The 24,387-nt window shown below is 61.2% G+C and carries 21 protein-coding genes; 9 read left to right on the forward strand and 12 right to left on the reverse strand.

The window, feature by feature from the left end; all coding sequences use genetic code 11:
- Positions 1-6: 6 nt before the first annotated feature.
- The 8 genes from QRN10_RS15455 to pcaR all read right to left on the reverse strand — a co-directional run bounded on the left by QRN10_RS15455 (position 7) and on the right by pcaR (position 8,098).
- Positions 7-1,302, reverse strand: a complete 1,296-nt coding sequence (locus QRN10_RS15455; protein ID WP_181081545.1) for an MFS family transporter — start codon at positions 1,300-1,302, stop codon at positions 7-9.
- 193 nt (positions 1,303-1,495) lie between these two features.
- Entirely contained in the window at positions 1,496-2,062 is a 567-nt protein-coding gene (gene pcaG / locus QRN10_RS15460) for a protocatechuate 3,4-dioxygenase subunit alpha (RefSeq protein WP_253511048.1), read from the reverse strand.
- A 1-nt stretch (position 2,063) separates the two neighbouring features.
- Positions 2,064-2,768, reverse strand: a complete 705-nt coding sequence (pcaH, locus tag QRN10_RS15465; protein WP_253511044.1) for a protocatechuate 3,4-dioxygenase subunit beta — start codon at positions 2,766-2,768, stop codon at positions 2,064-2,066.
- A gap of 23 nt (positions 2,769-2,791) precedes the next feature.
- Complete coding sequence (pcaF, locus tag QRN10_RS15470) at positions 2,792-3,994, reverse strand: 3-oxoadipyl-CoA thiolase (protein WP_253512070.1); 1,203 nt, start codon at positions 3,992-3,994, stop codon at positions 2,792-2,794.
- A complete protein-coding gene (locus QRN10_RS15475; protein WP_181081548.1) occupies positions 3,991-4,770 on the reverse strand; it encodes a CoA-transferase subunit beta in 780 nt (259 codons plus the stop codon). The genes pcaF and QRN10_RS15475 overlap by 4 nt, the downstream gene beginning before the upstream one ends.
- On the reverse strand, positions 4,767-5,627 hold the full coding sequence (locus tag QRN10_RS15480; RefSeq protein WP_181081549.1) for a CoA transferase subunit A: 861 nt from the start codon (positions 5,625-5,627) through the stop codon (positions 4,767-4,769). Before QRN10_RS15480 ends, QRN10_RS15475 begins: the two co-directional genes overlap by 4 nt.
- Before the next feature lie 141 nt (positions 5,628-5,768).
- The gene (pcaK, locus tag QRN10_RS15485; RefSeq protein WP_253511038.1) at positions 5,769-7,109 is read right to left on the reverse strand and encodes a 4-hydroxybenzoate transporter PcaK; all 1,341 of its coding nucleotides are present in this window, start codon (positions 7,107-7,109) and stop codon (positions 5,769-5,771) included.
- Between the two features lie 146 nt (positions 7,110-7,255).
- Positions 7,256-8,098, reverse strand: coding sequence for a pca regulon transcriptional regulator PcaR (pcaR, locus tag QRN10_RS15490; RefSeq protein ID WP_025855315.1), 843 nt, complete (start codon positions 8,096-8,098; stop codon positions 7,256-7,258).
- Positions 8,099-8,651: 553 nt separating this feature from the next.
- Here pcaR and QRN10_RS15495 point away from each other — a divergent pair.
- The gene (locus QRN10_RS15495) at positions 8,652-8,852 is read left to right on the forward strand and encodes a hypothetical protein (RefSeq protein WP_054898413.1); all 201 of its coding nucleotides are present in this window, start codon (positions 8,652-8,654) and stop codon (positions 8,850-8,852) included.
- A 290-nt stretch (positions 8,853-9,142) separates the two neighbouring features.
- Positions 9,143-10,618, forward strand: coding sequence for an inorganic phosphate transporter (locus tag QRN10_RS15500; protein WP_181081551.1), 1,476 nt, complete (start codon positions 9,143-9,145; stop codon positions 10,616-10,618).
- A gap of 153 nt (positions 10,619-10,771) precedes the next feature.
- On the opposite strand, the gene ccoM is transcribed toward QRN10_RS15500, so the two are convergent.
- Together ccoM and QRN10_RS15510 are read right to left on the reverse strand one after the other, a co-directional pair.
- Positions 10,772-10,888 (reverse strand): cytochrome c oxidase subunit CcoM, encoded by a 117-nt coding sequence (gene ccoM, locus QRN10_RS15505; protein ID WP_277309687.1) that lies wholly within the window; start codon positions 10,886-10,888, stop codon positions 10,772-10,774.
- 143 nt (positions 10,889-11,031) lie between these two features.
- Positions 11,032-11,193 (reverse strand): hypothetical protein, encoded by a 162-nt coding sequence (locus tag QRN10_RS15510; protein WP_181081552.1) that lies wholly within the window; start codon positions 11,191-11,193, stop codon positions 11,032-11,034.
- A 133-nt stretch (positions 11,194-11,326) separates the two neighbouring features.
- Here QRN10_RS15510 and QRN10_RS15515 point away from each other — a divergent pair, with 133 nt between their 5' ends.
- The 3 genes from QRN10_RS15515 (at position 11,327) to QRN10_RS15525 (ending at position 13,936) form a co-directional block, all read left to right on the forward strand.
- Entirely contained in the window at positions 11,327-12,199 is an 873-nt protein-coding gene (locus tag QRN10_RS15515) for a LysR substrate-binding domain-containing protein (protein WP_285428662.1), read from the forward strand.
- A gap of 91 nt (positions 12,200-12,290) precedes the next feature.
- Complete coding sequence (locus QRN10_RS15520) at positions 12,291-12,758, forward strand: RidA family protein (RefSeq protein ID WP_181081554.1); 468 nt, start codon at positions 12,291-12,293, stop codon at positions 12,756-12,758.
- Positions 12,755-13,936 (forward strand): aminotransferase class V-fold PLP-dependent enzyme, encoded by a 1,182-nt coding sequence (locus QRN10_RS15525; protein ID WP_181081555.1) that lies wholly within the window; start codon positions 12,755-12,757, stop codon positions 13,934-13,936. Before QRN10_RS15520 ends, QRN10_RS15525 begins: the two co-directional genes overlap by 4 nt.
- Here QRN10_RS15525 and QRN10_RS15530 read toward each other — a convergent pair.
- Entirely contained in the window at positions 13,933-14,274 is a 342-nt protein-coding gene (locus QRN10_RS15530) for a hypothetical protein (RefSeq protein ID WP_034137285.1), read from the reverse strand. The two genes, QRN10_RS15525 and QRN10_RS15530, sit on opposite strands and share 4 nt — an antisense overlap.
- 218 nt (positions 14,275-14,492) lie before the next feature.
- Here QRN10_RS15530 and rapA point away from each other — a divergent pair, with 218 nt between their 5' ends.
- Entirely contained in the window at positions 14,493-17,339 is a 2,847-nt protein-coding gene (rapA, locus tag QRN10_RS15535) for an RNA polymerase-associated protein RapA (protein ID WP_181081556.1), read from the forward strand.
- Positions 17,340-17,459: 120 nt separating this feature from the next.
- Here the strand turns inward: rapA and QRN10_RS15540 are convergent, their stop codons facing one another.
- Entirely contained in the window at positions 17,460-18,806 is a 1,347-nt protein-coding gene (locus QRN10_RS15540; protein ID WP_181081557.1) for a spinster family MFS transporter, read from the reverse strand.
- Positions 18,807-19,060: 254 nt separating this feature from the next.
- On the opposite strand from QRN10_RS15540, the gene QRN10_RS15545 reads away from it, so the two are divergent.
- The 3 genes from QRN10_RS15545 to QRN10_RS15555 all read left to right on the forward strand — a co-directional run bounded on the left by QRN10_RS15545 (position 19,061) and on the right by QRN10_RS15555 (position 24,211).
- Positions 19,061-19,426, forward strand: a complete 366-nt coding sequence (locus QRN10_RS15545) for a YkgJ family cysteine cluster protein (protein ID WP_285428663.1) — start codon at positions 19,061-19,063, stop codon at positions 19,424-19,426.
- A 138-nt stretch (positions 19,427-19,564) separates the two neighbouring features.
- Complete coding sequence (locus QRN10_RS15550; RefSeq protein WP_285428664.1) at positions 19,565-21,829, forward strand: putative bifunctional diguanylate cyclase/phosphodiesterase; 2,265 nt, start codon at positions 19,565-19,567, stop codon at positions 21,827-21,829.
- A gap of 204 nt (positions 21,830-22,033) precedes the next feature.
- Positions 22,034-24,211 (forward strand): hypothetical protein, encoded by a 2,178-nt coding sequence (locus tag QRN10_RS15555; protein ID WP_181081560.1) that lies wholly within the window; start codon positions 22,034-22,036, stop codon positions 24,209-24,211.
- Positions 24,212-24,387: the final 176 nt, after the last annotated feature.

A 24,387-nucleotide genomic window follows, 5' to 3' on the forward strand; every position in this document is an offset into this window, starting at 1 on the left:
TTCCGATTACAGATCGTGGTGCAAGTACGCCGCCTGCCGGGGCAGGCGCAGGCTGAACAGGAACGCCACCGCCATCATCGCCGTGACGTACCAGTAGAACGTGTTTTCCATCCCCATGGATTTCAGGCCCAGCGCGACGAACTCCGCCGAACCGCCAAAGACCGCATTGGCCACCGCATACGCCAGGCCGACACCGAGGGCGCGCACCTGTGGCGGAAACATTTCGGCTTTCACCAGGCCGCTGATCGAGGTGTAGAAACTGACGATGGCCAATGCCAATGTGATCAGCACGAACGCCAGGAACGGGCTGGCGACGGTCTTGAGGGTGAGCAGGATAGGAACGGTGAGTAATGTGCCGAGGCCCGCGAACCACAGCATCGAATTACGCCGGCCGATCTTGTCCGCCAGCATGCCGAACACCGGCTGCATGCACATATAGAGGAACAGCGCGCCGGTCATGATGTAGCTCGACGTCTTGGCGTGCATGCCGACGGTGTTCACCAGGTATTTCTGCATATACGTGGTGAAGGTATAAAAAATCAACGAACCGCCGGCGGTGTACCCCAGCACCGTAATGAACGCCGCCTTATGGTCGCGAAACAATGCGGCGATGCTGCCGGCGTCTTTGTCTTCGCGGATTTCCTTGCTGGTGGTTTCCTTGAGCGTGCGACGCAGCAGCAGCGAGATCACCGCCGCGATGGCACCGATTACAAACGGGATGCGCCAGCCCCAGGCGCGCAGCTCTTCTTCGGTGAGGAACTGTTGGAGAATCACCACCACCAGCACCGCCAGCAACTGGCCGCCGATCAGCGTTACGTATTGGAACGAGGCGAAAAACCCGCGCTGGCCCTTGAGCGCCACTTCGCTCATGTAGGTGGCGGTGGTGCCGTACTCACCGCCCACCGACAGGCCTTGGAACAGGCGCGCCAGCAGCAGCAGGATCGGCGCCCACACACCAATGTCGTTGTAAGTCGGCAGGAACGCGATGACCAGCGAGCCGGCGCACATCATCAGCACCGAGATCATCATTGAGTTCTTGCGCCCGTGCTTGTCCGCCACGCGGCCAAACAGCCAGCCACCGATGGGACGCATCAGGAAACCGGCGGCGAATACCCCGGCGGTGTTGACCAATTGCACGGTGGGGTTGTCCGACGGAAAAAACGCCGGGGCAAAGTAGATGGCGCAGAAGGCATAGACGTAGAAGTCGAACCATTCGACCAGGTTGCCGGAGGACGCCCCCACAATCGCAAAGATCCGTTTGCTGCGTTCTTCTCCGGTGTAATGACTGGTTTTTGTGGTCATGATTTTTTTACTCAATGGGAACGGTTATAGCCTAGACATACTTTGCAACAACCATGTTCCGCAAGCAGACTTTCAGGAAGGCAGGCAGTGCCTGGGCCGGCCTCATCGGGGGCAAGCCCCCTCCCACATTTTGATCGCACCACCTATCAACTGTGGGAGGGGGCTTGCCCCCGATGAGGCCCCAACAAGCAACTCAATAATCGAAGAACACCGTTTCCTTATCGGTCCCCTGCAAAATCACATTCCACTGATACACACCGTGCTCACCCGGCGTGGCAATCAACGTGCCCCGTCGCTCTGCCGGCACACAGGCCAGCAACGGGTCATCCCCATTCAGCGCCTCACCGTCGAAGTAAATCCGCGTCAGCAGGTGCTTCACCAACCCACGGGCAAACACCAGCACCACCAGATGCGGCGCCTGGGTGGTGCCCTTCAGTCCGGGCACGCTGCCCGGTTTGATGGTGGTAAACCGGAAGCGCCCTTCGGCGTCCACCGGCACGCGGCCGAAGCCGTCGAAGTTCGGGTCGAGGGCTTTGTCCTGCTCGTCCTCGGGGTGAGCGTACTTGCCGGCGGCATTGGCCTGCCAGACTTCCAGCATGGCGTCGTTGACCACCTCGCCATTGCCATCCAACACCTGCCCGCTGATCGCCACGCGTTCGCCGAGGGTGGCCGCGGTGGTCAGGTCCTCGCGGTTCAGCCAGGTCAGGCCGATGTGGTAATACGGCCCGACGGTGTGGGACGTGGTCGCGTTGAGTGTCATCTTATTTCTCCATCGGCGTGGCGTCGCGGCCGCGCAGGACGATGTCCCAGCGGTAGCCGAGGGCATAGGCAGGGATGGTTTTTTCCAGGTCGAAACGCGCGATCAGACGTTCCTTGGCACGGGTGTCCGGCACGCAGTTGTAGATCGGGTCGTATTCGAGCAGCGGGTCGCCGGGGAAATACATCTGCGTCACCAACCGCGTCAGCACACTGGGGCCGAACAGCGAAAAGTGAATATGCGCCGGGCGCCACGCGTTGTGGTGATTGCCCCACGGATAGGCGCCGGGCTTGATGGTCTGGAACTGGTACCAGCCCTCGGCGTCGGTGACCGTGCGCCCGGTGCCCGTGAAGTTGGGGTCCAGCGGCGCGTCGTGCAGGTCGCGCGGGTGGTGGTAGCGCCCGGCGGCGTTGGCCTGCCAGATCTCCACCAGAATGCCCGGTACCGGCAAGCCATTTTCATCCAGCACGCGGCCGTGAATGATGATGCGTTCGCCCTGGGGCTCACCGTCGTGCTGGGCGGTGAGGTCGTTGTCCTGCTCGCCGATCCGCTCGGCACCAATGGTCGGGCCGGTGATTTCCGACAAGGAATGAGGCAGAAACACCAACGGCTTGGACGGCGAACGCAGGTTCGTCGACTGGTATGCCGGGTGCAGGTAGTCAGGCTGGGTGCCCGCCTGGGGGCGCCGGTAACCGGGCTTATCACTCATGGAGCCATCCTCTCTTATTAGGCTTAGACGCGTTCGATCGCCAGGGCCAGGCCTTGGCCGACACCCACGCACAGGGTTGCCAGGCCTTTGCGGCCGCCGGTTTTTTCCAATTGATGCAGGGCCGTCAACACCAGCCGCGCGCCGCTCATGCCCAACGGATGACCAAGGGCGATGGCGCCGCCGTTCGGGTTGACCTGCGGCGCATCGTCGGCCAGGCCCAGTTCACGCAGCACGGCCAGGCCTTGGCTGGCGAAGGCTTCGTTGAGTTCGATCACGTCGAAGTCGCTGACCGCCAGGTCCAGACGCGCCAACAATTTGCGCACCGCCGGCACCGGGCCAATACCCATCACGCGCGGAGCCACACCGGCACTGGCCATGCCCAATACGCGTGCACGGGCGGTCAAACCGTGTTGTCGCACGGCCTCGGCGGACGCCAGGATCAGCGCCGCCGCGCCGTCGTTGACTCCCGAGGCATTGCCGGCGGTGACGGTCTTGCCCGGGCCGTTGACGGGTTTGAGCGTGGTCAGGGCTTCCAGGGTGGTGTCCCGTGGATGCTCATCGCGCTCCACCACGGTGTCGCCTTTTTTATGGGCGACCCGCACCGGTACGATTTCCTCGGCAAAGTAGCCGGCGGCTTGCGCGGCAGCCGCACGTTGCTGGCTGCGCAGGGCGAACGCGTCCTGGTCGGCACGGGAGACGTTGTAGTCGTCGGCCACGTTGTCGGCGGTCTGCGGCATCGCATCCACGCCATACTGGGCTTTCATCAACGGGTTGATAAAACGCCAGCCGATGGTGGTGTCTTCCAGCGTCATGTTGCGCGAAAACGCGGCATCGGCTTTGCCCATCACGAAAGGCGCACGGGACATTGACTCGACGCCACCGGCAATCGCCAGCTCCATTTCGCCGCTGGCGATGGCACGAAACGCGGTGCCGATGGCTTCCATGCCCGAAGCGCACAAACGGTTGAGGGTCACACCGGGCACGCTCTGCGGCAGGCCGGCCAGCAGCAGCGCCATGCGCGCGACATTGCGGTTGTCTTCGCCGGCCTGGTTGGCGCAGCCGAGGAATACCTCATCGACCGCGTCCCATTGCACCGACGGGTTGCGCGCCATCAACGCCTTGATCGGCAGCGCCGCCAGGTCATCGGCACGCACGCTGGACAAACCACCGCCAAAGCGGCCAATGGGGGTGCGAACGGCGTCGCAGATAAATACCTCGCGCATCAGGCTTCTCCCGGGGTTTGGCCGTGGGCGGCGGCGGTGCGGGCTTCAAGATCGCGCAACGCGGTCAGCTCGACGACGGTGGGTTCGGGGGTAGTGCCGACCTGCTCGGCGAAGCGAATCGCCCAGCCGGTGGCGGCCACCACCTGTTCGCGGGTCACGCCGGGATGCAGCGTGGTGACCACAAACTCATGGGTGCCCTCCTCCGGCTCCATGATGCACAGGTCGGTAATAATCCCTACGGGACCTGCACCTGGCAGACCCAGGCGTTTGCGCGAGTCGCCACCTTCGCCGTGGCCGACCGAGGTGATGAAGTCCAGTTTGTCGACGAACGAGCGCGCCGATTGTTTGAGGATAATCAACACGCTCTTGGCCGAACCGGCGATCTCCGGCGCCCCCCCGGCCCCCGGCAGGCGCACTTTGGGTTGGTGATAATCGCCGACCACAGTGGTGTTGATATTGCCGAAGCGGTCTACCTGGGCCGCGCCGAGAAACCCGACGTCAATGCGCCCGCCCTGCAGCCAGTAGCGAAAAATCTCGGCCGTGGGCACCACGGTGTCAGCGGTTTGCGCCAACTCGCCATCACCGATGGACAGCGGCAGCACGGACGGCTTGGCGCCGATCGGGCCGGACTCGTAAATCAACACCACATCCGGCGACGAGGTCAGGCGCGCCAGGTTGGCGGCTTTGGAAGGCAGGCCGATACCGACGAAACATACCGAGCCGTTCTGGAGGCGGCGCGCGGCGGCGACGGTCATCATTTCATGGGTCGAATAAGTCATTGCTTGGCCTCCTGGGCGGCGGCCAGTTTGGCCTGGAACTCAGTGAAATCGGCAGTGCCGCGGATGTAGTCGTCGATCCACGCAGTAAACGTCTCACGGTCGCGGGCGATTGGGTCCCACGCCTGATAGAAGCGGTTATCCCGCTCGTTGTAGCCATGGGCGTAGGACGGGTGCGCGCCGCCGGGCACATGGCACACCGCGCTCAGGGCCCAGGTCGGCAGCACGCAGCTGTTCATCGGCGCATTCAGGTCGTCGACGATTTCTTCCACGGTGACGATGCAACGCTTGGCGGCCAGCGCGGCTTCTTTCTGCACACCGAGAATGCCCCAGAGCAGTACGTTGCCCTTGCGGTCGGCCTTCTGCGCGTGAATCACCGTGACGTCCGGGCGCACCGACGGCACGGCCGCCAGCACTTCGCCAGTGAACGGGCACGTCACGCTCTTGATCAGTGGATTGACCTTGGGCAAGTCGGAACCGGCGTAAGCACGCAGCACCGCAAAGGGTAGGCCGGAGGCGCCGGCAACGTAGGCATTGGCCAGGTCGGCGTGGCTGTGTTCTTCGATTTCCAACGGCTGCGGCCACTGCTTCTCGACCGCGTCGCGCAGACGATGCAAGGAACCTACGCCGGGGTTGCCGCCCCAGGAAAAAATCAGCTTGCGGGCGCAACCGGCACCGATCAACTGGTCGTAGATCAGGTCGGGCGTCATGCGGACCAGCGTCAGGTCTTTCTTGCCTTGACGGATGATTTCATGACCCGCTGCCGTAGGTATGAGGTGGGTAAAGCCTTCCAATGCGACGGTATCGCCGTCATTGACGAATTGCTTTACCGCATCACGCAGCGCGAGGATTTCAGCCATGGGGTCGGGCTCCCGGTGTTGATCGAAAAAGGCGCTGAGGGGGCGCCGAAGTGCTTGCAGATTAAGCCGGGCAAATAGGCCAAACAATCCGATAATCGACTAAGCGTTCGATTATCGAACCGATTGTTGGCAGGCTATCGATCAGGTCGCGTCGGCGTGGCTGACCATGCCTTTGATCACCACGGCAGTGGTGGCCAGTGCGGCGGGAATCACCAAGGCGCTGAGCACTTGCTCGAAGTTCCAGCCCAGGCCCAGCAGCGTGGCGCCCATCCAGGCGCCGAGAATCGCGCCGAAACGCCCGATGCCGAGCATCCACGACACGCCTGTGGCGCGGCCCTGGGTCGGGTAGAACCGCGCCGCCAGGGAAGGCATCGCCGATTGCGCGCCGTTGACGCACATGCCGGCGACCAGCACCAGGGTGGCCAGTAGCGTGATATTGCCCAGGCTCTGCCCGACCGCGTAGGCAAATACCCCGGCCAACAGGTAAAACGTGCCGATCACCTTGTGCGGATTGAACCGATCCATCGCCCAACCTACGCCGACCGCGCTCAACACGCCGCCGAACTGGAACAACGCGCCGATAAACGCGGCCTGCTCCATACTTGCGCCGCTGTCGCGCATCAGGGTCGGCAGCCAACTGGTCAACAGGTACACGATTACCAGGCCCATGAAGTACGTCAGCCACAGCAGCAAGGTGCCGGCGCTGTAGGTACCGGAGAAGATCACCGCGAACACGTTGCGGGCCTTCACGGTTTTTTGTTCGGGCACGCTGAAATGAGTGGCCTGGGCGACCAGGTTGGGTTCGATGGGCGAGAGGGTCCGGCGCACTTTGTCGGCGCCACGGTTGCGTACCACCAGATAACGCGCCGATTCCGGCAACCACACCAGCAATACCACGGCCAGGATCAACGGCAGGATGCCGCCGATCAGCAGCAGACTGTGCCAGCCGAATGCCGGAATCAGCTTGGCCGAAATAAACCCGCCGCCGGCCATGCCCAGGTTGAAGCCGCAGAACATGCTGGTCACCAGCAGCGACTTGTGGCGTTCAGGAGTGTATTCGGAGAGCAAGGTGGTGGCGTTGGGCATCCCCGCCCCCAGGCCCAGCCCGGTGAGAAAACGCAGCACCAGCAACTGATCGACGTTGCTGCTGTAGGCCGAAGCCAGGCTGAAGGCACCGAATACCAGCACCGCGCCTACCAGCACGACTTTGCGCCCGAAGCGGTCGGCCAGCGGGCCGGAGCCGAGGGCGCCGAACACCATGCCGATCAACGCGGCGCTCATCACCGGGCCGAGGCTGGCGCGGTCAATGCCCCAGTCCTGGGACAACGCCGGTGCAATAAAGCCCATGGCTGCCGTATCGAGGCCATCGAGGAACACAATCAGGAAACACAGGATAACCACGCGCCACTGATAGCGTGACAGCGGCTGGGCATTAATAAAGGACTGCACGTCCAGGGTGGTACCGACAGAAGGCTGATTCATTATTTTTATTCCACACCGATGGCGGGCGGACGGCCTGGGGCCGTCATTCTTATTAAGTGGCGCTTGAACAGCGCTGCCGCACATTAATAAGCCGGGGGAAACAGCGTCAATTGATCAGCTCGGGATCTGTGCGGTCACCGAACAGCTTACGCAAATAATTGCGCACTCAGCTCGCGGCTGGCGCTGAGCATGCTCGGCAGGAAGCGCTGCTCCAGCTCGCTGCGGCTGACACGCCCGGCGTGGGTGCTGACGTTCAGCGCCGCGAGCACCTGCCCGGAAGCGTCATAGACCGGCACCGCGATGGAACGCAGGCCTTGCTCGAGCTCCTGGTCGACGATGCACCAGCCTTGCTGGCGTACCTGCTGCAGGCATTCGAACAACGCTTCGGGGGTGGTGAGGGTGCGGCTGGTCTTGGTTTGCAGGTCGGCATGATCGAGGTAGTCCTGCAGCGAAGCGTCGTCCAGCGCCGCCAAAAGGATGCGCCCCATGGACGTGCAGTAGGCCGGCAAACGCCCGCCGACGGACAGATCGACCGAGATCAGCCGCTGGGTGGTCGCCGAACGCGCGATGTAGAGGATGTCGTCGCCTTCGAGGGTAGCCATGTTGCATGCCTCGTGCAGTTGCTCACTCATGCGGTCCAGATAAGGTTGGGCCGACACCGCCAGTGGCGTGGACGACAGGTACGCATGGCCCAGGGTCAGCACCTTGGGCAATAACGAATAGGTACGCCCGTCGGTGGTGGCGTAGCCGAGCTTGATCAGGGTGTGCAGACAACGGCGCACGGCGGCACGCGGGATTTCGGTGCGGTGGCTGATCTGGGCGATGGTGAGGTGGCGCTTGCGCTCCTGGAACGCCTGCACCACCGCCAGGCCGCGAGCCAGGGAGGTCATGAAGTCGGGGTCACCGGTGAACGCCTGGATGCGCTTGGCCGGCGAGGCAACGATCGGAGGCGCCACGGACGCGAAGGAATTGCGCAATTGATCGTTCATCTCGATGCCTTCTCTTATTGTCAGCCGCTGGGGAGGTTTGCCAGGTATTACAAGCCGCGCCGGCTGCGGGATACAAGATTGCGCCGACATCACTGTGCGATTATCGGACGATGATTCGATAATCGCAATTTAGCGCGAGCACACCGCAGAGTGCTCAGCCGTGAGTGTGCCAAGGGAAAGTTGTACAAATGCATTAACAGCGTTTAACCAATTGTGAAGCGCAGGCACTTATTAAATGCTCACACACCGATGTAACAAAAGCCTCATACAAAGTTGAAGCTTTTTAACTCTATGCCGATAGTGTTATACAAATGCGCCGCTATAATGCACCCTGCGCCCGGATCGCGGTCTGCAGGTTCGCCGACCACGCCTGCCGCCACTGCACAGGAGTGCGGGGCAAGCGCACTATCAGCCTGGAATGACCCGCACGTCGCATGCAAAGGCACCTGTGTTTCATAAGTTGGCGTTGCAAGGGGTCAACTCTGTTCACCTTGAGACGCCATCCAGGCATAACGCTTTAACTTACTTACACCCAACTCAATTAGGTAACGATGTGACGAAAGATGAACTGCGCGCGGAACTAGAGCGCCAGGAACAACGTTACAAGGACGTTTACGGCGGGGAAGTCACCACCTACGCCGCCCAGCCTGAACCTGAGCGTAAGCCATGGCGCAAGCGCGCCAGCCTGCTGGACCAGGCCTTTGCCCAGGAAATCCAGAAGATTGAAGAGGAACTCAAGACCGAAGAGCCGTAGGCGCAGCACAAAAGGATGGCGCATAGCCAGCTCGAGCCAATCCGCCTCTCTGCGCCCTCGGTAAAATTTCATACAAATGTTTCAGAGATGACGTTTTGGCGACAATCGCCCTCGCAAGAGGGCCGCAGCTATATAAATCAATGACTTGTCAAAGCCCCGGAAACCCTGGGATGCACAGCGCTCCCCGGTGTTTTTCCAGTGAAGATTGTTACCGATGAGCAGCTAGTGCATCGATTACTGAGGTTTTCTGGCATAATCGCGCCCCCTTACGACCGGGTCAGAAAACCTTCATGATCGATTTATTCAGCGGACTGGATGCGTGGGTTCTAGTGAGCCTGTTGCTCGCCCTGGCCTTTGTCCTCGCCTTCGAGTTCATCAATGGCTTTCATGACACCGCTAACGCGGTGGCCACAGTCATCTATACCAAAGCCATGCCGCCGCACCTGGCCGTGTTCTTCTCCGGGGTGTTCAACTTCCTCGGCGTGTTGCTCGGTGGTGTCGGTGTCGCCTACGCCATCGTGCACCTGCTGCCGGTGGAGCTGTTGATCAATGTGAACACCGGTCACGGTCTAGCCATGGTCTTCTCATTGCTGGCGGCGGCGATCACCTGGAACCTGGGCACCTGGTACTTCGGTATCCCCGCGTCCAGCTCCCACACTCTGATCGGCTCGATCCTCGGCGTCGGCCTGGCCAACGCACTGATCAACGATATCCCCCTGGCTGACGGTGTGAACTGGCAGAAGGCAGTCGATATCGGTGCCTCTCTGGTGTTCTCGCCGATGGCCGGTTTCCTGGTCGCAGCCCTGGTGCTGATCGGCCTGAAGTGGTGGCGCCCGCTGTCGAAGATGCACAAGACTCCGGACCAGCGCCGCAAGCTCGACGACAAAAAGCACCCGCCGTTCTGGAACCGTCTGGTGCTGGTGATCTCGGCCATGGCCGTGAGCTTCGTGCACGGTTCAAACGACGGTCAGAAAGGTATCGGCCTGATCATGCTGGTGCTGATCGGTATCGTGCCGGCGCAATTCGTTCTCGACCTGGGCAGCACCACTTACCAGATCGAACGCACCCGCGACGCCACCGTGCATTTGAGTCAGTTCTATGAGCGCAATAACGCAACCCTCGGCGAGTTCCTGGCCCTGGGCAAAAGCGTGAAAGATGACCTGCCGGGCAAGTTCCAGTGCAACCCGCAGCAGACCGAGCCGACGATCAATGCGCTGGTCAACACCTTGAAAGGTGTATCCGACTACCACTCGCTGAGCGCCGATCACCGCATCGAAGTGCGTCGCTACCTGCTCTGCCTGGACGATACCGCGAAGAAAGTCGGCAAGCTGCCAGGCCTGGATGCGCGCGAGAAGTCGGACCTCGACAAGCTGCGCAAAGACCTGACCGCCACGACCGAATACGCACCGTTCTGGGTAATCCTGGCCGTCGCATTGGCCTTGGGCCTGGGCACCATGGTGGGCTGGAAGCGCGTAGTGCTGACCATCGGCGAGAAGATCGGCAAACAGGGCATGACCTACGCACAAGGCATGTCGGCGCAGATCACCACGGCGAGCATGATTGGCCTGGCCAACATCTTCAGCCTGCCGGTATCGACCACCCACGTGCTGTCGTCGGGTGTCGCCGGCACCATGGTTGCCAACAAAAGCGGCCTGCAAGGCGGCACGGTCAAGACCATCCTGATGGCCTGGGTGCTGACCCTGCCGGCGACCGTTGCGCTGTCGGCCGGGTTGTTCTGGCTGGCGTCCAAGGCGCTGGGCAGCTGATCGCCCTACGCTGAAAAAAGAAGGTGCGGCCTCGCAAGAGGACCGCACCTTTTTTTATGACTGGGCATTAGCGAAGAGCTCAAATCGCAGGTAAAAAAAAGGGCGACCGAAGTCGCCCAAAATGCCTTGCGTGCTCATGTAATCCAGAAAGACCTATGGTTTTTTACGCTTATTCGCGTCTTTCCAGATAAAAAATCCAAACCCTACAAAGAACATCACCATGAGGCTGACGGTCAGCACTCCGGCAAACACCACATTATCGATGAACATGACCGCCCTCCCGTGCTTGCCCTGTTGCGATGGGGCTAAGTTAACGGAGATGGTGCAGGGGAAAATTGACGAGGATCAATGTCGCCCGCAACGGGGCGTAAAGAAGGGCAATAACTGACCTGCATCAATAGATGCAGGTCATTTCAACGCTTTTTGGGTTTGTTTTTCGGTTTTTTCTTGGTTTTCCCAAGCGGCATGGCCTGTTCAAACGCCTGGCGCACTTCGTTCAGACGCTTGTCGTTCAGGTCATGCACGCGCTTGGCACGTTCGGCATTCAGGTCGATCAGCTTGGGTTCATCACTCATGGCTTGGCTTACGTGGTGGCGGGAAGGCCTCAATAATGCGGCCTCGCCCGCCCGACGGCAAATCAGCGGGCGACAAAAGGCAGGCCATCGACCAAAATCGACGCGTCTGTCCAACCTTTTGAGGCGTCCCCAGGTGGCACTGCACAGAGACCTTCCACCGCTGCTGGCCCTGCGCGCTTTCGAAGCCGTGGCACGACATTTGAGCTTTATCAAGGCAGCGTCTGAATTGTCGGTGACCCAGAGCGCGTTGAGCCATCAAGTGCAGAAACTGGAGCAGCATCTGGGTAAATCACTGTTTGTCCGGCGCACACGTGCGATTGATCTGACCGCCGACGGCCAACAGTATTACGACGACATTCGCCCGGCCCTCGACGCGATCGCCGTCGCCACCCGTGCGCAACGGGCGGCGCCCAGTACGACGGTCTTGCGCATCGGTCTGCTGGCCTCGTTCGCCACACTGTGGCTGGCCCCCCGCCTGGCCGGATTTCTCAACCGCTACCCGTCTATTCAGGTTGAGTTGCTGCCGGCCATTCAACTGGCCAATGTCGCCGCCGCCGAAGTCGATCTGGCGATCCGCTATGGCAAAGGCGACTGGCCCGACGTACATGCCACACGATTGATGCCGGAGGTGATTTCCCCGGTGTGCAGTCCTGCGTTCAAGGCCGGCCCATTGCACAAGGGGCCGTTGCTGATGGCCACTTCGCACCGGCCGTTCGAGTGGAGCGATTGGTCCGCGCATTACCAGGTCGATCTGGAGCACCACCCCCGCGTGCTGCTGCACGACTACAACATCGTCGTCGAAGCAGCCGTGGCCGGCCAGGGCATTGCCATGGGCCGGCATCGTTTGATCGAAAGGCGTTTGCAGGATGGCAGCCTGGTGCCAGCCTTCGATTGGCCGCCTTATCACAGCGATATCGGTTACTGGCTGATCGCCCCGCCAGGCGGTATCAGCCCAGCGGCCGAATGCTTCGTTGAGTGGCTGAAGGACGCCTGCACTGACGCGTGAGTTATTTCGATACGTCGGGTGAGATCTATCCGTTTGTCGCCGCCGCTCAAGGCCAACATGCTCACGCCTCCCACTCTTAAGAGGTTTGACCATGGACTCCCTCCGCGCCCGCGTAAATGCTCTGGGCCTGACGCTGCCCTCCCCCAGCCAGCCGATTGCCAATTACATCAACCATGTCGCCAGCCACCATCAACTGTTTATCTCCGGGCAAATCCCGCTGGTGGACGGCAAGCCTGCTTATGTGGGCCGATTGGGCGAGACCCTCGGCGATGAAGAAGGCGTTCGGGCCGCGGAGCTGGCGGCCCTGGGATTGCTCGCGCAATTGAGCGATGCCTTGGGCGATGACCTGTCGCGCCTTGTACGAACGCTGCGCCTGGGCGTGTTCATTGCCGCCAGCAGCGATTTTCAACGCCAGGGCATGGTGGCCAACGGCGCATCGAACCTATTGGTCAACGTCCTGGGCGAAAAAGGCCGGCATGTCCGCACTGCGATAGGCGTGGCCAGCCTGCCCGCCGGCGTGGCGGTGGAGGTTGATGCGGTGTTCGAGGTGCAGCCGTGAGCCCGCTGGAGGTTCGGCAATTGCGCGCGGCCACGCCGGGCTGCCAGTCGGGGTTGGTGCATTTCAATCATGCCGGCGCCTCCTTGCCGAGCCAGGCGACCGTCGATGCCATCATCGAGCAACTGCAGCGCGAGGCGTGCGACGGGCCAATGGAAGCCGGCGAGCACGGCGCCGTACTGGCGGACAATGCCAGGCGCGCCGCCGCGCGGTTGCTCAACGCCCCGCCCTCCTCCATCGCCTTCGCCGGCAGCGGTTCGAGCGCCTGGAACCTGGCATTCCAGGCCCTTGGTCCCTGGCAGCCGGGGGACCGGATCCTGGTCGGGCGCCATGAATGGGGCGGCAACCTGGCGAGCATGCAAGTGGCCGTAAAAGCGGGTGCCCGTGTGGAAGTGATCCCCTGCGATGCCAGCGGCGCCGTATGCCCGCTGGCGCTGACGGCGATGATCGACGCGCGGGTCAAGCTTATCGACCTGACCTGGCTGCCCGCCAACGGTGGCCTGATCAACCCGGCCCAGGCCATCGGCGAAGTGGCCAGGCGCCATGGCATTGCCTACTTTATCGATGCCGGCCAAGCCGTCGGCCAGATCCCGGTGGATGTGCAGGCGCTGCACTGCGATGTACTCAAGTGCGCCGGGCGCAAGCACCTGCGCGGGCCACGCGCAACCGCACTGCTGTATGTGCGGCCGGCGTTTCTGCCGCGCCTCGACCCGGCCCAGCGCGATGTGTTTTCCGCACCGTGGAGCGCGCAAGGTTTCGACCTGCGCAATGACGCCCGGCGTTTTGAAACCAGCGAAGTGTCCTACGCCCTATTGGCCGGATTGGGCAATGCATTGCACGAGATCAATCAGCTTGGGATCGAGCGAGTATGGGAAAGGGTTGCGCAGACAAGTGCGAGAATTCGCCAGGCATTGGGTGAGATCGAGGGCATCTCGCTGCATGACCTGGGCGAGCATCGATCGGGCTTGATCGCCTTCAACCTGGAAGGCTGGGACGGGTTCGAACTCAAACGGCAACTGGCCTTGCAACGCATCAATATCGGCGCCAATAACGTGGCCTATACCCCGCTGGACATGCAGGCAAGGAGCCTGCCCGGCATCGCGCGCATCTCCGTCAGCCCGCTTAACGACGAGGGCGATATCGAGGTCTTGCTGAACGCCCTGCGCGCACTGCGTGGCTAGACTTCGACGTCTACCCACAATCCCTGGCGCGGCGCATCTTCAATCAGCGGCACGACCGGCACGGTGTTATCGGCGTTGAGCACATCGCCAGGAATGGCCAGGTGCTGCTCCGGGTCTTCATCCGCCTCCCGCCGACGCTTCTGCTGTTCCTGCTGGCGACGCTGTTCCTCGCGCAGCAGAAAGGTGGATTGCTCGGCGTCGCCCTTTTTCAGATCGATCGTACTTTCGTTGGAGCCCTGTTGCACGGGCACCACGGGCGGGATATCCGGCTTCTGGCGCACCGGGTCAAGTTGTGACGTGACCGGCACGACGCTGACGGGCAGCATGGGTGGCAGCATAAGTTTTTCTCTCCTGATCTCAGGCTGTCGGCGCGGCGCAGAGCGACTTGAGCACCAAGGTTGGAACCTGTGACCCAGTCGACACTCGCAAGTGCCCGCCACCCGTCGACTCAACGCGCATCGCTGCCCGCGAACGGCGTAGTTTTTGTCAGAGTCCTTGGGCGGTGGACCTTGTTCCGTTAAGATAGTCGGCTTTTTCACGGCGGGAGTCAGGCAGCATGGCGCAGCAGTATCAACCGGGGCAACGCTGGATTAGTGACAGCGAAGCAGAGCTGGGGTTAGGCACCGTTCTGGCACAGGACGGCCGCTTGTTGACCGTGCTCTATCCGGCCACTGGCGACACCCGCCAGTATGCGCTACGGAATGCGCCCCTCACCCGCGTGCGGTTCTCGCCGGGCGACTCCATCACCCATTTCGAAGGCTGGAAAATGACCGTGCAGGAAGTCGACGACGTCGACGGCCTGCTGGTGTACCACGGCCTCAATGGGCAGAACGAGCAGGTCACCCTGCCGGAAACCCAACTCTCCAATTTCATCCAGTTCCGTTTGGCCAGCGACCGTCTGTTCGCCGGGCAGATCGACCCATTGGCCTGGTTCTCGCTGCGTTACCACACCCTGGAACACACCAGCCGCCAACTCCAATCCTCGCTGTGGGGCCTGGGTGGCGTGCGTGCGCAACCCATTGCGCACCAACTGCACATCGCCCGTGAAGTCGCTGACCGTATCGCACCGCGCGTATTGCTGGCCGACGAAGTGGGCCTGGGCAAGACCATCGAAGCCGGCCTGGTGATCCATCGCCAACTGCTGTCGGGCCGCGCCAACCGCGTATTGATCCTGGTCCCGGAAAACCTGCAGCACCAGTGGCTGGTGGAAATGCGCCGCCGCTTCAACCTGCAGGTGGCGCTGTTCGACGAAGAGCGCTTTATCGAAAGCGATGCCACCAACCCGTTCGAAGACACTCAACTGGCCCTGGTTGCGCTGGAATGGCTGGTGGACGACGAGAAAGCTCAGGACGCGCTGTTCGCCGCCGGCTGGGACCTGCTGGTGGTCGACGAGGCTCACCACCTGGTCTGGCATGAAGACAAGGCCAGCCCGGAATACGCGCTGGTCGAGCAACTGGCCGAAGTGATTCCGGGCGTATTGCTGCTCACCGCCACCCCGGAGCAATTGGGCCAGGACAGCCACTTCGCGCGTCTGCGCCTGCTTGACCCGAACCGCTTCCACGATCTGCAGGCCTTCCGCGCCGAGAGCGAGAACTATCGCCCGGTCGCCGAAGCCGTGCAGGAACTGCTGGACAAAGGTCGCCTGTCGCCTGCCGCGCACAAGACCATCCAGGGTTTCCTCGGCAACGAAGGTGAAGCGCTGCTCACCGCCGTCAACGATGGCGACACAGAAGCCAGTGCACGCCTGGTGCGCGAGCTGCTCGACCGTCACGGCACCGGCCGCGTGCTGTTTCGCAACACCCGCGCCGCGGTGCAAGGGTTCCCGGAGCGTAAGCTGCACGCTTACCCGCTGCCGAACCCGGACGAATACCTCGAATTGCCGCTGGGCGAGCACGCCGAGTTGTACCCGGAAGTCAGCTTCCAGTCGCAGCCGGACATCGAAGAAGAACATCGCTGGTGGCGTTTCGACCCACGCGTGGAGTGGCTGATCGATCAGCTCAAAATGCTCAAGCGCACCAAGGTCCTGGTGATCTGCGCCCACGCCGAAACCGCCATGGACCTGGAAGATGCACTGCGCGTGCGCTCCGGCATTCCAGCCACGGTGTTCCACGAGGGTATGAATATCCTTGAGCGCGACCGCGCCGCCGCCTACTTCGCCGACGAAGAATTCGGCGCCCAAGTGTTGATCTGCTCGGAAATCGGCAGTGAAGGCCGCAACTTCCAGTTCTCCCACCACCTGGTGTTGTTCGACCTGCCGTCCCACCCGGACCTGCTGGAACAGCGGATCGGCCGCCTGGACCGGATCGGCCAGAAACATGTAATCGAACTGCATGTGCCCTACCTGGAAACCAGCCCGCAGGAGCGCCTGTTCCAGTGGTACCACGAAGCGCTGAACGCTTTTCTCAACACCTGCCCGACCGGTAACGCCTTGCAGCATCAGTTCGGCCCGCGCCTGCTGCCGCTGCTGGAAAACGCCGACGATGGCGAGTGGCAAGCGCTGATCGACGAAGCGCGTGCCGAACGCGAACGCCTGGAAGAGGAACTGCACACAGGTCGCGACCGTCTGCTGGAGCTCAACTCCGGTGGCGCAGGCGAAGGCGATGCGCTGGTGGAGGCCATTCTGGAGCAGGACGATCAGTTCGCGCTGCCGATCTACATGGAAACCCTGTTCGATGCGTTCGGCATCGACAGCGAAGACCATTCGGAAAACGCCCTGATCCTCAAGCCCAGCGAAAAAATGCTCGACGCCAGCTTCCCCCTGGGCGACGACGAAGGCGTGACCATTACCTACGATCGTGACCAGGCGCTGTCGCGTGAAGACATGCAGTTCATCACCTGGGAACACCCGATGGTGCAGGGCGGCATGGACCTGGTGCTGTCCGGCTCCATGGGCAATACCGCCGTGGCGCTGATCAAGAACAAGGCGCTCAAGCCGGGCACCGTGCTGCTTGAACTGCTGTACGTCAGTGAAGTGGTGGCGCCGCGCTCGCTGCAATTGGGCCGCTACCTGCCACCGGCCGCCCTGCGCTGCCTGCTGGACGCCAACGGCAACGACCTGTCCGGCCGCGTGTCGTTCGAAACCCTGAATGATCAGTTGGAAAGCGTGCCACGGGCCAGCGCCAACAAGTTCGTCCAGGCCCAGCGCGATCAACTCACGCCGCGCATCAATGCCGGCGAAGAAAAGATCAGCCCTCGCCATGCCGAACGCGTGGCCGAAGCCAAACGGCGCCTGGCGGCGGACACCGATGAAGAACTGGCTCGCCTGACGGCACTGCAGGCGGTCAACCCGACCGTGCGCGACAGTGAACTGATTGCCTTGCGCCAGCAACGCGAACAGGGCCTGGCCATGCTCGACAAGGCTGCGCTGCGCCTGGAAGCGATTCGGGTGCTGGTGGCGGGTTGATGACCCTCCTGCCCTGCTGACCTTATCGGGGGCAAGCCCCCTCCCACAGTTGACCGAGTTGTCATGTCGGTCACTGATCAATGTGGGAGGGGGCTTGCCCCCGATGGCTTCACCCCAGTCTCAAGCGGTCGCGGCAACAGCCGGCACCTCAACCGCACTCAACCCCTCCTTCATGCGCTTGGCATCCCGCACAAAGCTGCGCGAGGCCTGGAACAGAAACAGCATCGTCAAGAACAGCGCCACCGGGATCAGGTACATGGCGTCGTGCAGGCCCACGGCTTTGTAGGCTTCCGTCATCTGTTGCGCACCGTCGGCGTACATCGCCGAATGGGCAAAGTGGTCGGACAAACCGCCCACCACAATCGGCCCCATGCCGCCGCCCAGCAGGTACAACCCGGCAAAAAACAGCGCCATCGCCGTGGCCCGCAGGCGCGGTTCCACTACGTCCTGAATCGCGGTGTAGACGCAGGTGTAGAAGTTGTACGCAAACAGCCAGCCGACACTGAACAGCGCGACAAACACGCCGATCTCGATGCGCCCGGCATGCAGGGCCCAAGCGGTGGTGACGGTGGAAATAATCAGGCTGCACGCGGCAAATAACAGCCGGCCATTGGCAATCCGCTGATGGATCTTGTCGGCGATCCAGCCGCCCAGTGTCAGGCCGATCAGGCCTGTGACGCCGACGATGAAACCGGTGGCCACCGCCGCGTCCTGCAACGGCAACAGGAAATAGCGCTGCAGCATCGGCACCAGGAACGAGTTGCAGGCATAGGTGGCGAAGTTGAAGCACAATCCGGCCAGCACCAGCCATAGGAACGTCGGCACCGCCAGCACGCGGCGGATCGGGCGGTCGACGCGCGCCTGGGACACCTGCACCGCCTCCGCCGCGCCACGCTTGGGTTCTTTGATATAGAACATGAACACCGCCAGGATCAGCCCCGGCACCGCGGCAATAAAGAACGGCGCGCGCCAGCTGTCGAACGCCTTGACCATCGCCCCGATGGTAAAGAACGCCAATAGCAGGCCCAACGGTAGCCCGAGCATGAAAATCCCCATGGCGCGGGCGCGGCGGTGCGCCGGGAACAAGTCGCCGATCAGCGAGTTGGCCGCCGGCGCGTAGCTCGCTTCACCGATGCCGATCCCCATGCGCACCAGCAGAAAACTCCAGAAACTGCCGACCAGGCCGTTGATCGCCGTGAGCCCGCTCCAGGCAAACAGCCCCCAGCCCATCAACTTGCTGCGCGAGCCGGTGTCGGCCAGACGCCCAAGGGGCAGGCCGGCGATGGCATAGACGATGGTAAAGGCGGTGCCGATGATGCCGAGCTGAAAGTCACTCAGGTGCCATTCCATGCGGATGGGTTCGATGATGATTGCCGGAATGGTGCGATCGAAGAAATTGAACAGGTTGGCGAGGAACAGCAGGAACAGAATGCGCCAGGCATTCGCCGCTTGGGTCGAGTTCTGCATGGGTCCGTCTCTTTTATTGTTATGAGAGCTGCGATGCCCGATGCATCCCGCTCAGGTAACTGCAACATAGTCACGCCGGCGGTGGTTGTCTGTAATGATTCGTAAAGCTGATAGGACGTAATTTCACCCGGCACTGCGGGACTTCGCCTACACAAAATATATGTGTGCCCCCCTCTTCCCAATGGCGTTGGCGTGGATAGAATGGCGAGCCTTCCTGCAGTGCCCCTATCCCACTTTTCTTATCGATGACGCCCATGTCCGAAGCCAGTCCGTGTCTGAGTTGCGGTGCCTGCTGTTCCTATTTTCGCGTGTCGTTCTTCTGGGGCGAGTGCGCCTCGTCGGGTGGTACGGTGCCCGATGATCTGGTGGAACAGATCAATCCCACTCGCGTGGCGATGATCGGCACCGACCGCAAACCTGCGCGCTGCTGCAGCCTTGAAGGCACGGTGGGCGAAGGGACGCGCTGCACGATCTATGAGCAGCGCTCCAGTGTATGCCGCGAGTTCGAATCGTCCTGGAGCCAGGGCGTGCAGAACGTCGATTGCGATGCCGCGCGCGCCGCCTTCGGCCTGCCGCCCCTGCAGGCACCGATTGAATTCGAGCTGCCCATCAGCGCTTAGCATCAAACGCTATGGGCAGCATGCCGAAAAGGTTCTGAGCAAAGTGCCATTATCCCTGGCAAATTCCGCGAGGCTTCTATACTCGACCTCATAGGTCATCGCCTTAGGCCGTGACGTGACGCTATGACAGGACATGCTATGGAATGGCTGGGTCTGCATTTCTTTACCGACCTCCCCACCAACGGGCATTTATTACTCAATTGCAGTCATAACCCGTTTCTGGTGCTGCTGGCTTATCTGGTGGCCTGCGCGGCAGGGTTCGGCACGCTGGACATGGCCGAGCGGGTTGGCCATGTCGAGGACCCCACCGCGCGCCGACATTGGCGCTGGCTGGGGGCCGGCTGCCTGGCTGGGGGCATCTGGTCGACACATTTCATCAGCATGCTGGCCTTCCAGGCGCCCATCGCAATTCACTACGAACTGACGATGACCTTCGTGTCATTGCTGATCGCGCTGATTGCGTCGTTGTTTGCCATGAAAACCCTCAGCCATCCCAAGCTGCGGCTGCTTCAATACCTGCTGGCCTCGGTGTGGATGGGACTTGGCATCGCCTTGATGCATTACGTCGGCATGTCAGCGATACGCTCCCAGGCATGGATGTACTTCGACTCATGGCTGCTGCTGGCCTCGATCGGCATTGCCATCGGTGCCAGCCTCGCCGCGTTGTTGCTGTCGAATTATCTGCGCACCGGGGCCGGGATCTTCCACCAACTGCTTAAATATGCCGCCAGCCTGGTCCTGGGCGCGGGCATTATCAGCATGCATTTCACTGGCATGGCCGCCATGCAGATGGTAGTGCCTACCGGTGCTGACCTCTCGGTTGCGCCCAACAATAATCCCATGCAGCTGGGCCTGTCGGTGGCGGTGATCACCTTGCTGGTAATCGGCAGCAGCATCAGCGCGGCGCTGGCGGACAAGAAACTGCAACACAAGGAACGCGACCTGCGTCGGGTCAACGCCCTGCTCAGCGAATTGGACCAGGCCCGCGCGTCCCTGCAGCAGGTGGCCCATTACGATGCGTTGACCAGCCTTCTCAACCGTCGCGGGTTCAACCAGATTTTTGCGGAAAAAGTCGCGGAAAAGACCGCCACCCACGGCATGATGGCGGTGATCTTCCTCGATATAGACCACTTCAAGCGCATCAATGACAGCCTCGGGCACGACGCCGGCGATCAACTGCTGACCGTACTGGCCAGCCATATCAAAGGCTCGGTGCGCAGTCATGCCGACGTAGTCGCGCGCTTTGGCGGCGATGAATTCTGCATCCTGATCAGCATCCATCACCGCGACGAAGCGCGCCATCTGGCCCAGCGCATCATGCAAAAAATGAAAGAACCCGTGGAACTGGCCGGCCGTCGGATGGTGATGACCACCAGCATTGGCATCAGCCTGTTTCCCGATGACGGCATGACCTGTGAAGAGCTGTTGAAAACCGCCGACCTGGCGCTGTATCAGTCCAAGGATGCGGGACGCAACAGCCTGAATTTTTTCAGCTCCAACTTAAAGACCCGCGCCACCCTCGAACTGCAGTTGGAAGAAGAGCTGCGCAACGCCCTGCGCACCGGCACCCAACTGGTGCTGTTCTATCAACCGATCTTCGACATGAAACTGGGCAAGGTCAGCCGCCTGGAGGCTCTGGTGCGCTGGCAGCACCCACAGCACGGGCTGCTCGCACCCGACCGGTTTATCGAGATCGCCGAAAGCAACGGCCTGATCGCCGAGCTGGACCATTGGGTACTGCGCCAGGCCTGTCATGACCTCAGCCAGCTCACCGACCGAGGCTACACCCAGCTCACGCTATCGGTGAACTGCTCGGCCCTGAACCTGGCGCGCGACGAGCTGGCGGATGAAATCGAAGATGCCCTGCGCTTCAGCGGCCTGGCCGCCAACCGCCTGGAACTGGAAGTAACCGAGAATGCGCTGATGGGCAATATCAGCAGCACCCTGGCGCTGTTGCGGCAAATACGTTCGCTCGGGGTATCGCTGGCCATCGACGATTTCGGCACCGGCTACTCGTCCCTTGCCTACCTCAAGCGCTTGCCGCTCAACACGCTGAAGATCGATCGCTCCTTTATCCAGGACATTCCCAAATCCACCGCCGACCTGGAAATCGTCCAAGCCATCATCGGCATGGCCCATACCCTGCACCTGCAGGTGGTGACAGAAGGCGTGGAAACCCACACCCAGTTCGAACTGCTTCATAGCCTTGATTGCGACTTCATCCAGGGCTACCTGTTGAGCCCGGCGGTGGGCATCGGCGAGATCATCGGCGTAGTACAAGGCATTGAGCGGCATAATCCACTGCATACCTTCACGCCTGCGGCGAACAAAGAGCCTGCACCGTCCAAAGCGGTGCCGCCAAACCGCGGCAGCGCCGGCTCAACCGTGAGGCCAATCCGCTGACGTCGAAGCCTTGGCAGTTAGCCATCATTTATCTAAAGAAGTCCGACGAACGGCCGATCCATGAACGTCCGGCCAGGTTTTGCCGAGCCCATCAAGCCTAAGGCCAATGGTTCAGGACAAGGACGCACTGCAAAGTCGCGAACAACCCAATCCGTGATGGCCCTTTGAGATTTTCCAGCCATCCGCCCAGGCACATGGCGCACAATGACTTCTAAAAATAACTCTGCCACCGTGGTATCCGACGTGTTGCTCACAGCTCCTGCGGAAAAACCCTCAGGTTCCAAGTCATTGAGCTCCACCTCCGCGCTGGCCACCCAGCAATACCTGTACTTCACCGAGACCAATACCGACCGCATCCTCGACAATCTCGACGGTCTGCGTGACATGGTGTTCCCGCGTCCGCCTCACGCCGAGGGCGATGGCGAACAGCACAGCGACCAGGAATTCCCCTCGGTGTGCCTGATCGGCCTGGGTCGTTGCGGTTCGAACATCGCCCTGGATGTGGCAGAGCTGGTGTACAACGCGCGCAAGTTTTACCTGAACGAGTTCAGCACTGAAGACAAGTCGATCGATAAGGGTTATAGCCCGGCCCAGTGGATCCGCAACAACCTGCGCCTGGGCAATGGCAAGGCCAGCAAACCGGTATTCCTGGTGGAGCCGCTGGTCATGCTGGGCGATCTGGACAAGGACATCGCCGGGCGCATCCGCTTCTCGCGCAAGAACGAAAAAAGCGGGTTCCTGCGCGACTACAGCAAAATGAAAATCATGGACCTGTCGGAAGTGCACGCCGGTGGCGCCGGCAACGCGCCAATCCTGGGCCAGTACCTGGCCAAGATCATCCTCAATAAAGACACCCAGCGCTTTTCCAGCCCCGACTGGAAGATGATTCACTCGTACCTCATCGATTCATGCGGCATCAAGGCCAACCAGTCGCGCCTGTATTTTTCGATCTTCAGCGCCGGCGGTGGCACCGGCTCGGGCATGGCTTCGGAGTTCGGCCTGGCCCAGCAGCATTCGTACATGAACAAGACATTCGACACCAAGCCCGCCGACGAGCACGACAGCAAGAGCGGCCACGCCTTCGTGTTCGAGCCGATCTTTACCAGCGGCATTTGCGTGCTGCCGAATATTTCCGACCATCGCAGCGAGATGTCCGAGGCCTTGCACATCAACGCCGGGCGTCTGCTATGCAAATACCTGTCGGAAGAATGGGATTTCTCTTACAACTTCGCCAATGAAGACAGCAGCGAAGCCAGTGTGAAAGGGCGTATCCGGCCCTGGAACGCCATGATGCTGATCTCCAACGACATCATGCGTTATGCCGAAGAAAGCGATGACGGCAACATCCAGAACATTGATGTCAATGCCATGGAAAAACACGCCAACCAATACATCTCACAGCAGATCTTCAACATTCTTACGGCCCAGGCCGTGACCACCGACTACGATCAGAACTATTTCCGGCGCGCCGGCATCGACATCGGCGAGACCATTCGCCTGGATGCCAACGACTTGTTTATGAGCCTGGCCGGCCCTGTGGCGATTGCGTACGCTGAATCCGTCGTCCCCGAAACCCCGGCGCCCTCGAATGACAAATTCAAGGTGTTCGAAAAAGAACCTCAGCGCCTGAACATCGACGACCTGTTCTTCCGGTCCATCGACCTGCCGCATTTCAACAAGGTCACCCAGGCCATCGAAGGCATCAGCCTGTTGCCGATCGAGTCCAAGCGCTACAAGGCATCCCTGGAGCAATACAAGAACTCCGGCTATGACGCAGCGGCGCTGCACGACCTGCACTTCTTCAAGAACTGCTCGTCGGTGGTGTCGATCGTCTCATTGCCCAAGGACTACAAGCTGTCCTACATGGACCTGAATCGGCTCAAGACGCACCTCAACAGCCTGTTCCCCAACACCACGCTCAAGCGTTATGCCCTGGTGATCGGCGCGTCGGCCAACCTGTCGCTGACCACCCTGATCGCTAAGAGCCCGTGCCTGTCGGACGACTTCCTGACGCTGATCGTGGCGTTTATCAAACGCTGTTTCGCCCGCAACCCCTACCGATTCGATGACACCCTGGACAACTCGATCCTGGACTTCATCATCCACGAGGATTTCGATGAGGAGCGCATCGACGAACTGCTCAACGAGTTCGAGAACCCGGCGAAAATCCTCGATACCAACTGGTACGCGATCAAACCGATGTACGAGAAGAAGTACCGCGAGCTGATCAACGACAAAGAGAAGTTCGTGTCCATCAATGACATTCGCCTGTCACGGGACTGCGTGAAAAAGGCGATCAAGTACCTGCGCGAGATTTACCGTCACCGCATCGGCAAGACCAAGGTGATTTCACTGAACAACCACACCGGCAAGACCGGCTAGGTTGAGGCGCGGCCATCGCGGCCTGGAAATCCATGGGCAGCCTCCTGACGCTGTGGTGATCGGGCTTGCTGGGTGAACAGGCTTGCCGTGGTGAACGGGCTTGCTGTGGTGAGCGGGCTTGCTGTGGTAATGGAATGGACGCCCCCTTCCTAACGGCATCTATGTGCCAAAATTAA

This window comes from Pseudomonas sp. lyk4-R2A-8 (genome assembly GCF_030209095.1).
Lineage (GTDB): Bacteria > Pseudomonadota > Gammaproteobacteria > Pseudomonadales > Pseudomonadaceae > Aquipseudomonas > Aquipseudomonas quebecensis.

Bases quoted from the DNA above. Each gene is read 5' to 3' on its own strand.
- QRN10_RS15455 (WP_181081545.1), bottom strand. From the start codon at position 1,302: ATGACCACAAAAACCAGTCATTACACCGGAGAAGAACGCAGCAAACGG.
- pcaG (WP_253511048.1), bottom strand. From the start codon at position 2,062: ATGACACTCAACGCGACCACGTCCCACACCGTCGGGCCGTATTACCAC.
- pcaH (WP_253511044.1), bottom strand. From the start codon at position 2,768: ATGAGTGATAAGCCCGGTTACCGGCGCCCCCAGGCGGGCACCCAGCCT.
- QRN10_RS15475 (WP_181081548.1), bottom strand. From the start codon at position 4,770: ATGACTTATTCGACCCATGAAATGATGACCGTCGCCGCCGCGCGCCGC.
- QRN10_RS15480 (WP_181081549.1), bottom strand. From the start codon at position 5,627: ATGGCTGAAATCCTCGCGCTGCGTGATGCGGTAAAGCAATTCGTCAAT.
- pcaK (WP_253511038.1), bottom strand. From the start codon at position 7,109: ATGAATCAGCCTTCTGTCGGTACCACCCTGGACGTGCAGTCCTTTATT.
- pcaR (WP_025855315.1), bottom strand. From the start codon at position 8,098: ATGAACGATCAATTGCGCAATTCCTTCGCGTCCGTGGCGCCTCCGATC.
- QRN10_RS15500 (WP_181081551.1), top strand. From the start codon at position 9,143: ATGATCGATTTATTCAGCGGACTGGATGCGTGGGTTCTAGTGAGCCTG.
- ccoM (WP_277309687.1), bottom strand. From the start codon at position 10,888: ATGTTCATCGATAATGTGGTGTTTGCCGGAGTGCTGACCGTCAGCCTC.
- QRN10_RS15510 (WP_181081552.1), bottom strand. From the start codon at position 11,193: ATGAGTGATGAACCCAAGCTGATCGACCTGAATGCCGAACGTGCCAAG.
- QRN10_RS15520 (WP_181081554.1), top strand. From the start codon at position 12,291: ATGGACTCCCTCCGCGCCCGCGTAAATGCTCTGGGCCTGACGCTGCCC.
- QRN10_RS15530 (WP_034137285.1), bottom strand. From the start codon at position 14,274: ATGCTGCCACCCATGCTGCCCGTCAGCGTCGTGCCGGTCACGTCACAA.
- rapA (WP_181081556.1), top strand. From the start codon at position 14,493: ATGGCGCAGCAGTATCAACCGGGGCAACGCTGGATTAGTGACAGCGAA.
- QRN10_RS15540 (WP_181081557.1), bottom strand. From the start codon at position 18,806: ATGCAGAACTCGACCCAAGCGGCGAATGCCTGGCGCATTCTGTTCCTG.
- QRN10_RS15545 (WP_285428663.1), top strand. From the start codon at position 19,061: ATGTCCGAAGCCAGTCCGTGTCTGAGTTGCGGTGCCTGCTGTTCCTAT.
- QRN10_RS15550 (WP_285428664.1), top strand. From the start codon at position 19,565: ATGGAATGGCTGGGTCTGCATTTCTTTACCGACCTCCCCACCAACGGG.
- QRN10_RS15555 (WP_181081560.1), top strand. From the start codon at position 22,034: ATGACTTCTAAAAATAACTCTGCCACCGTGGTATCCGACGTGTTGCTC.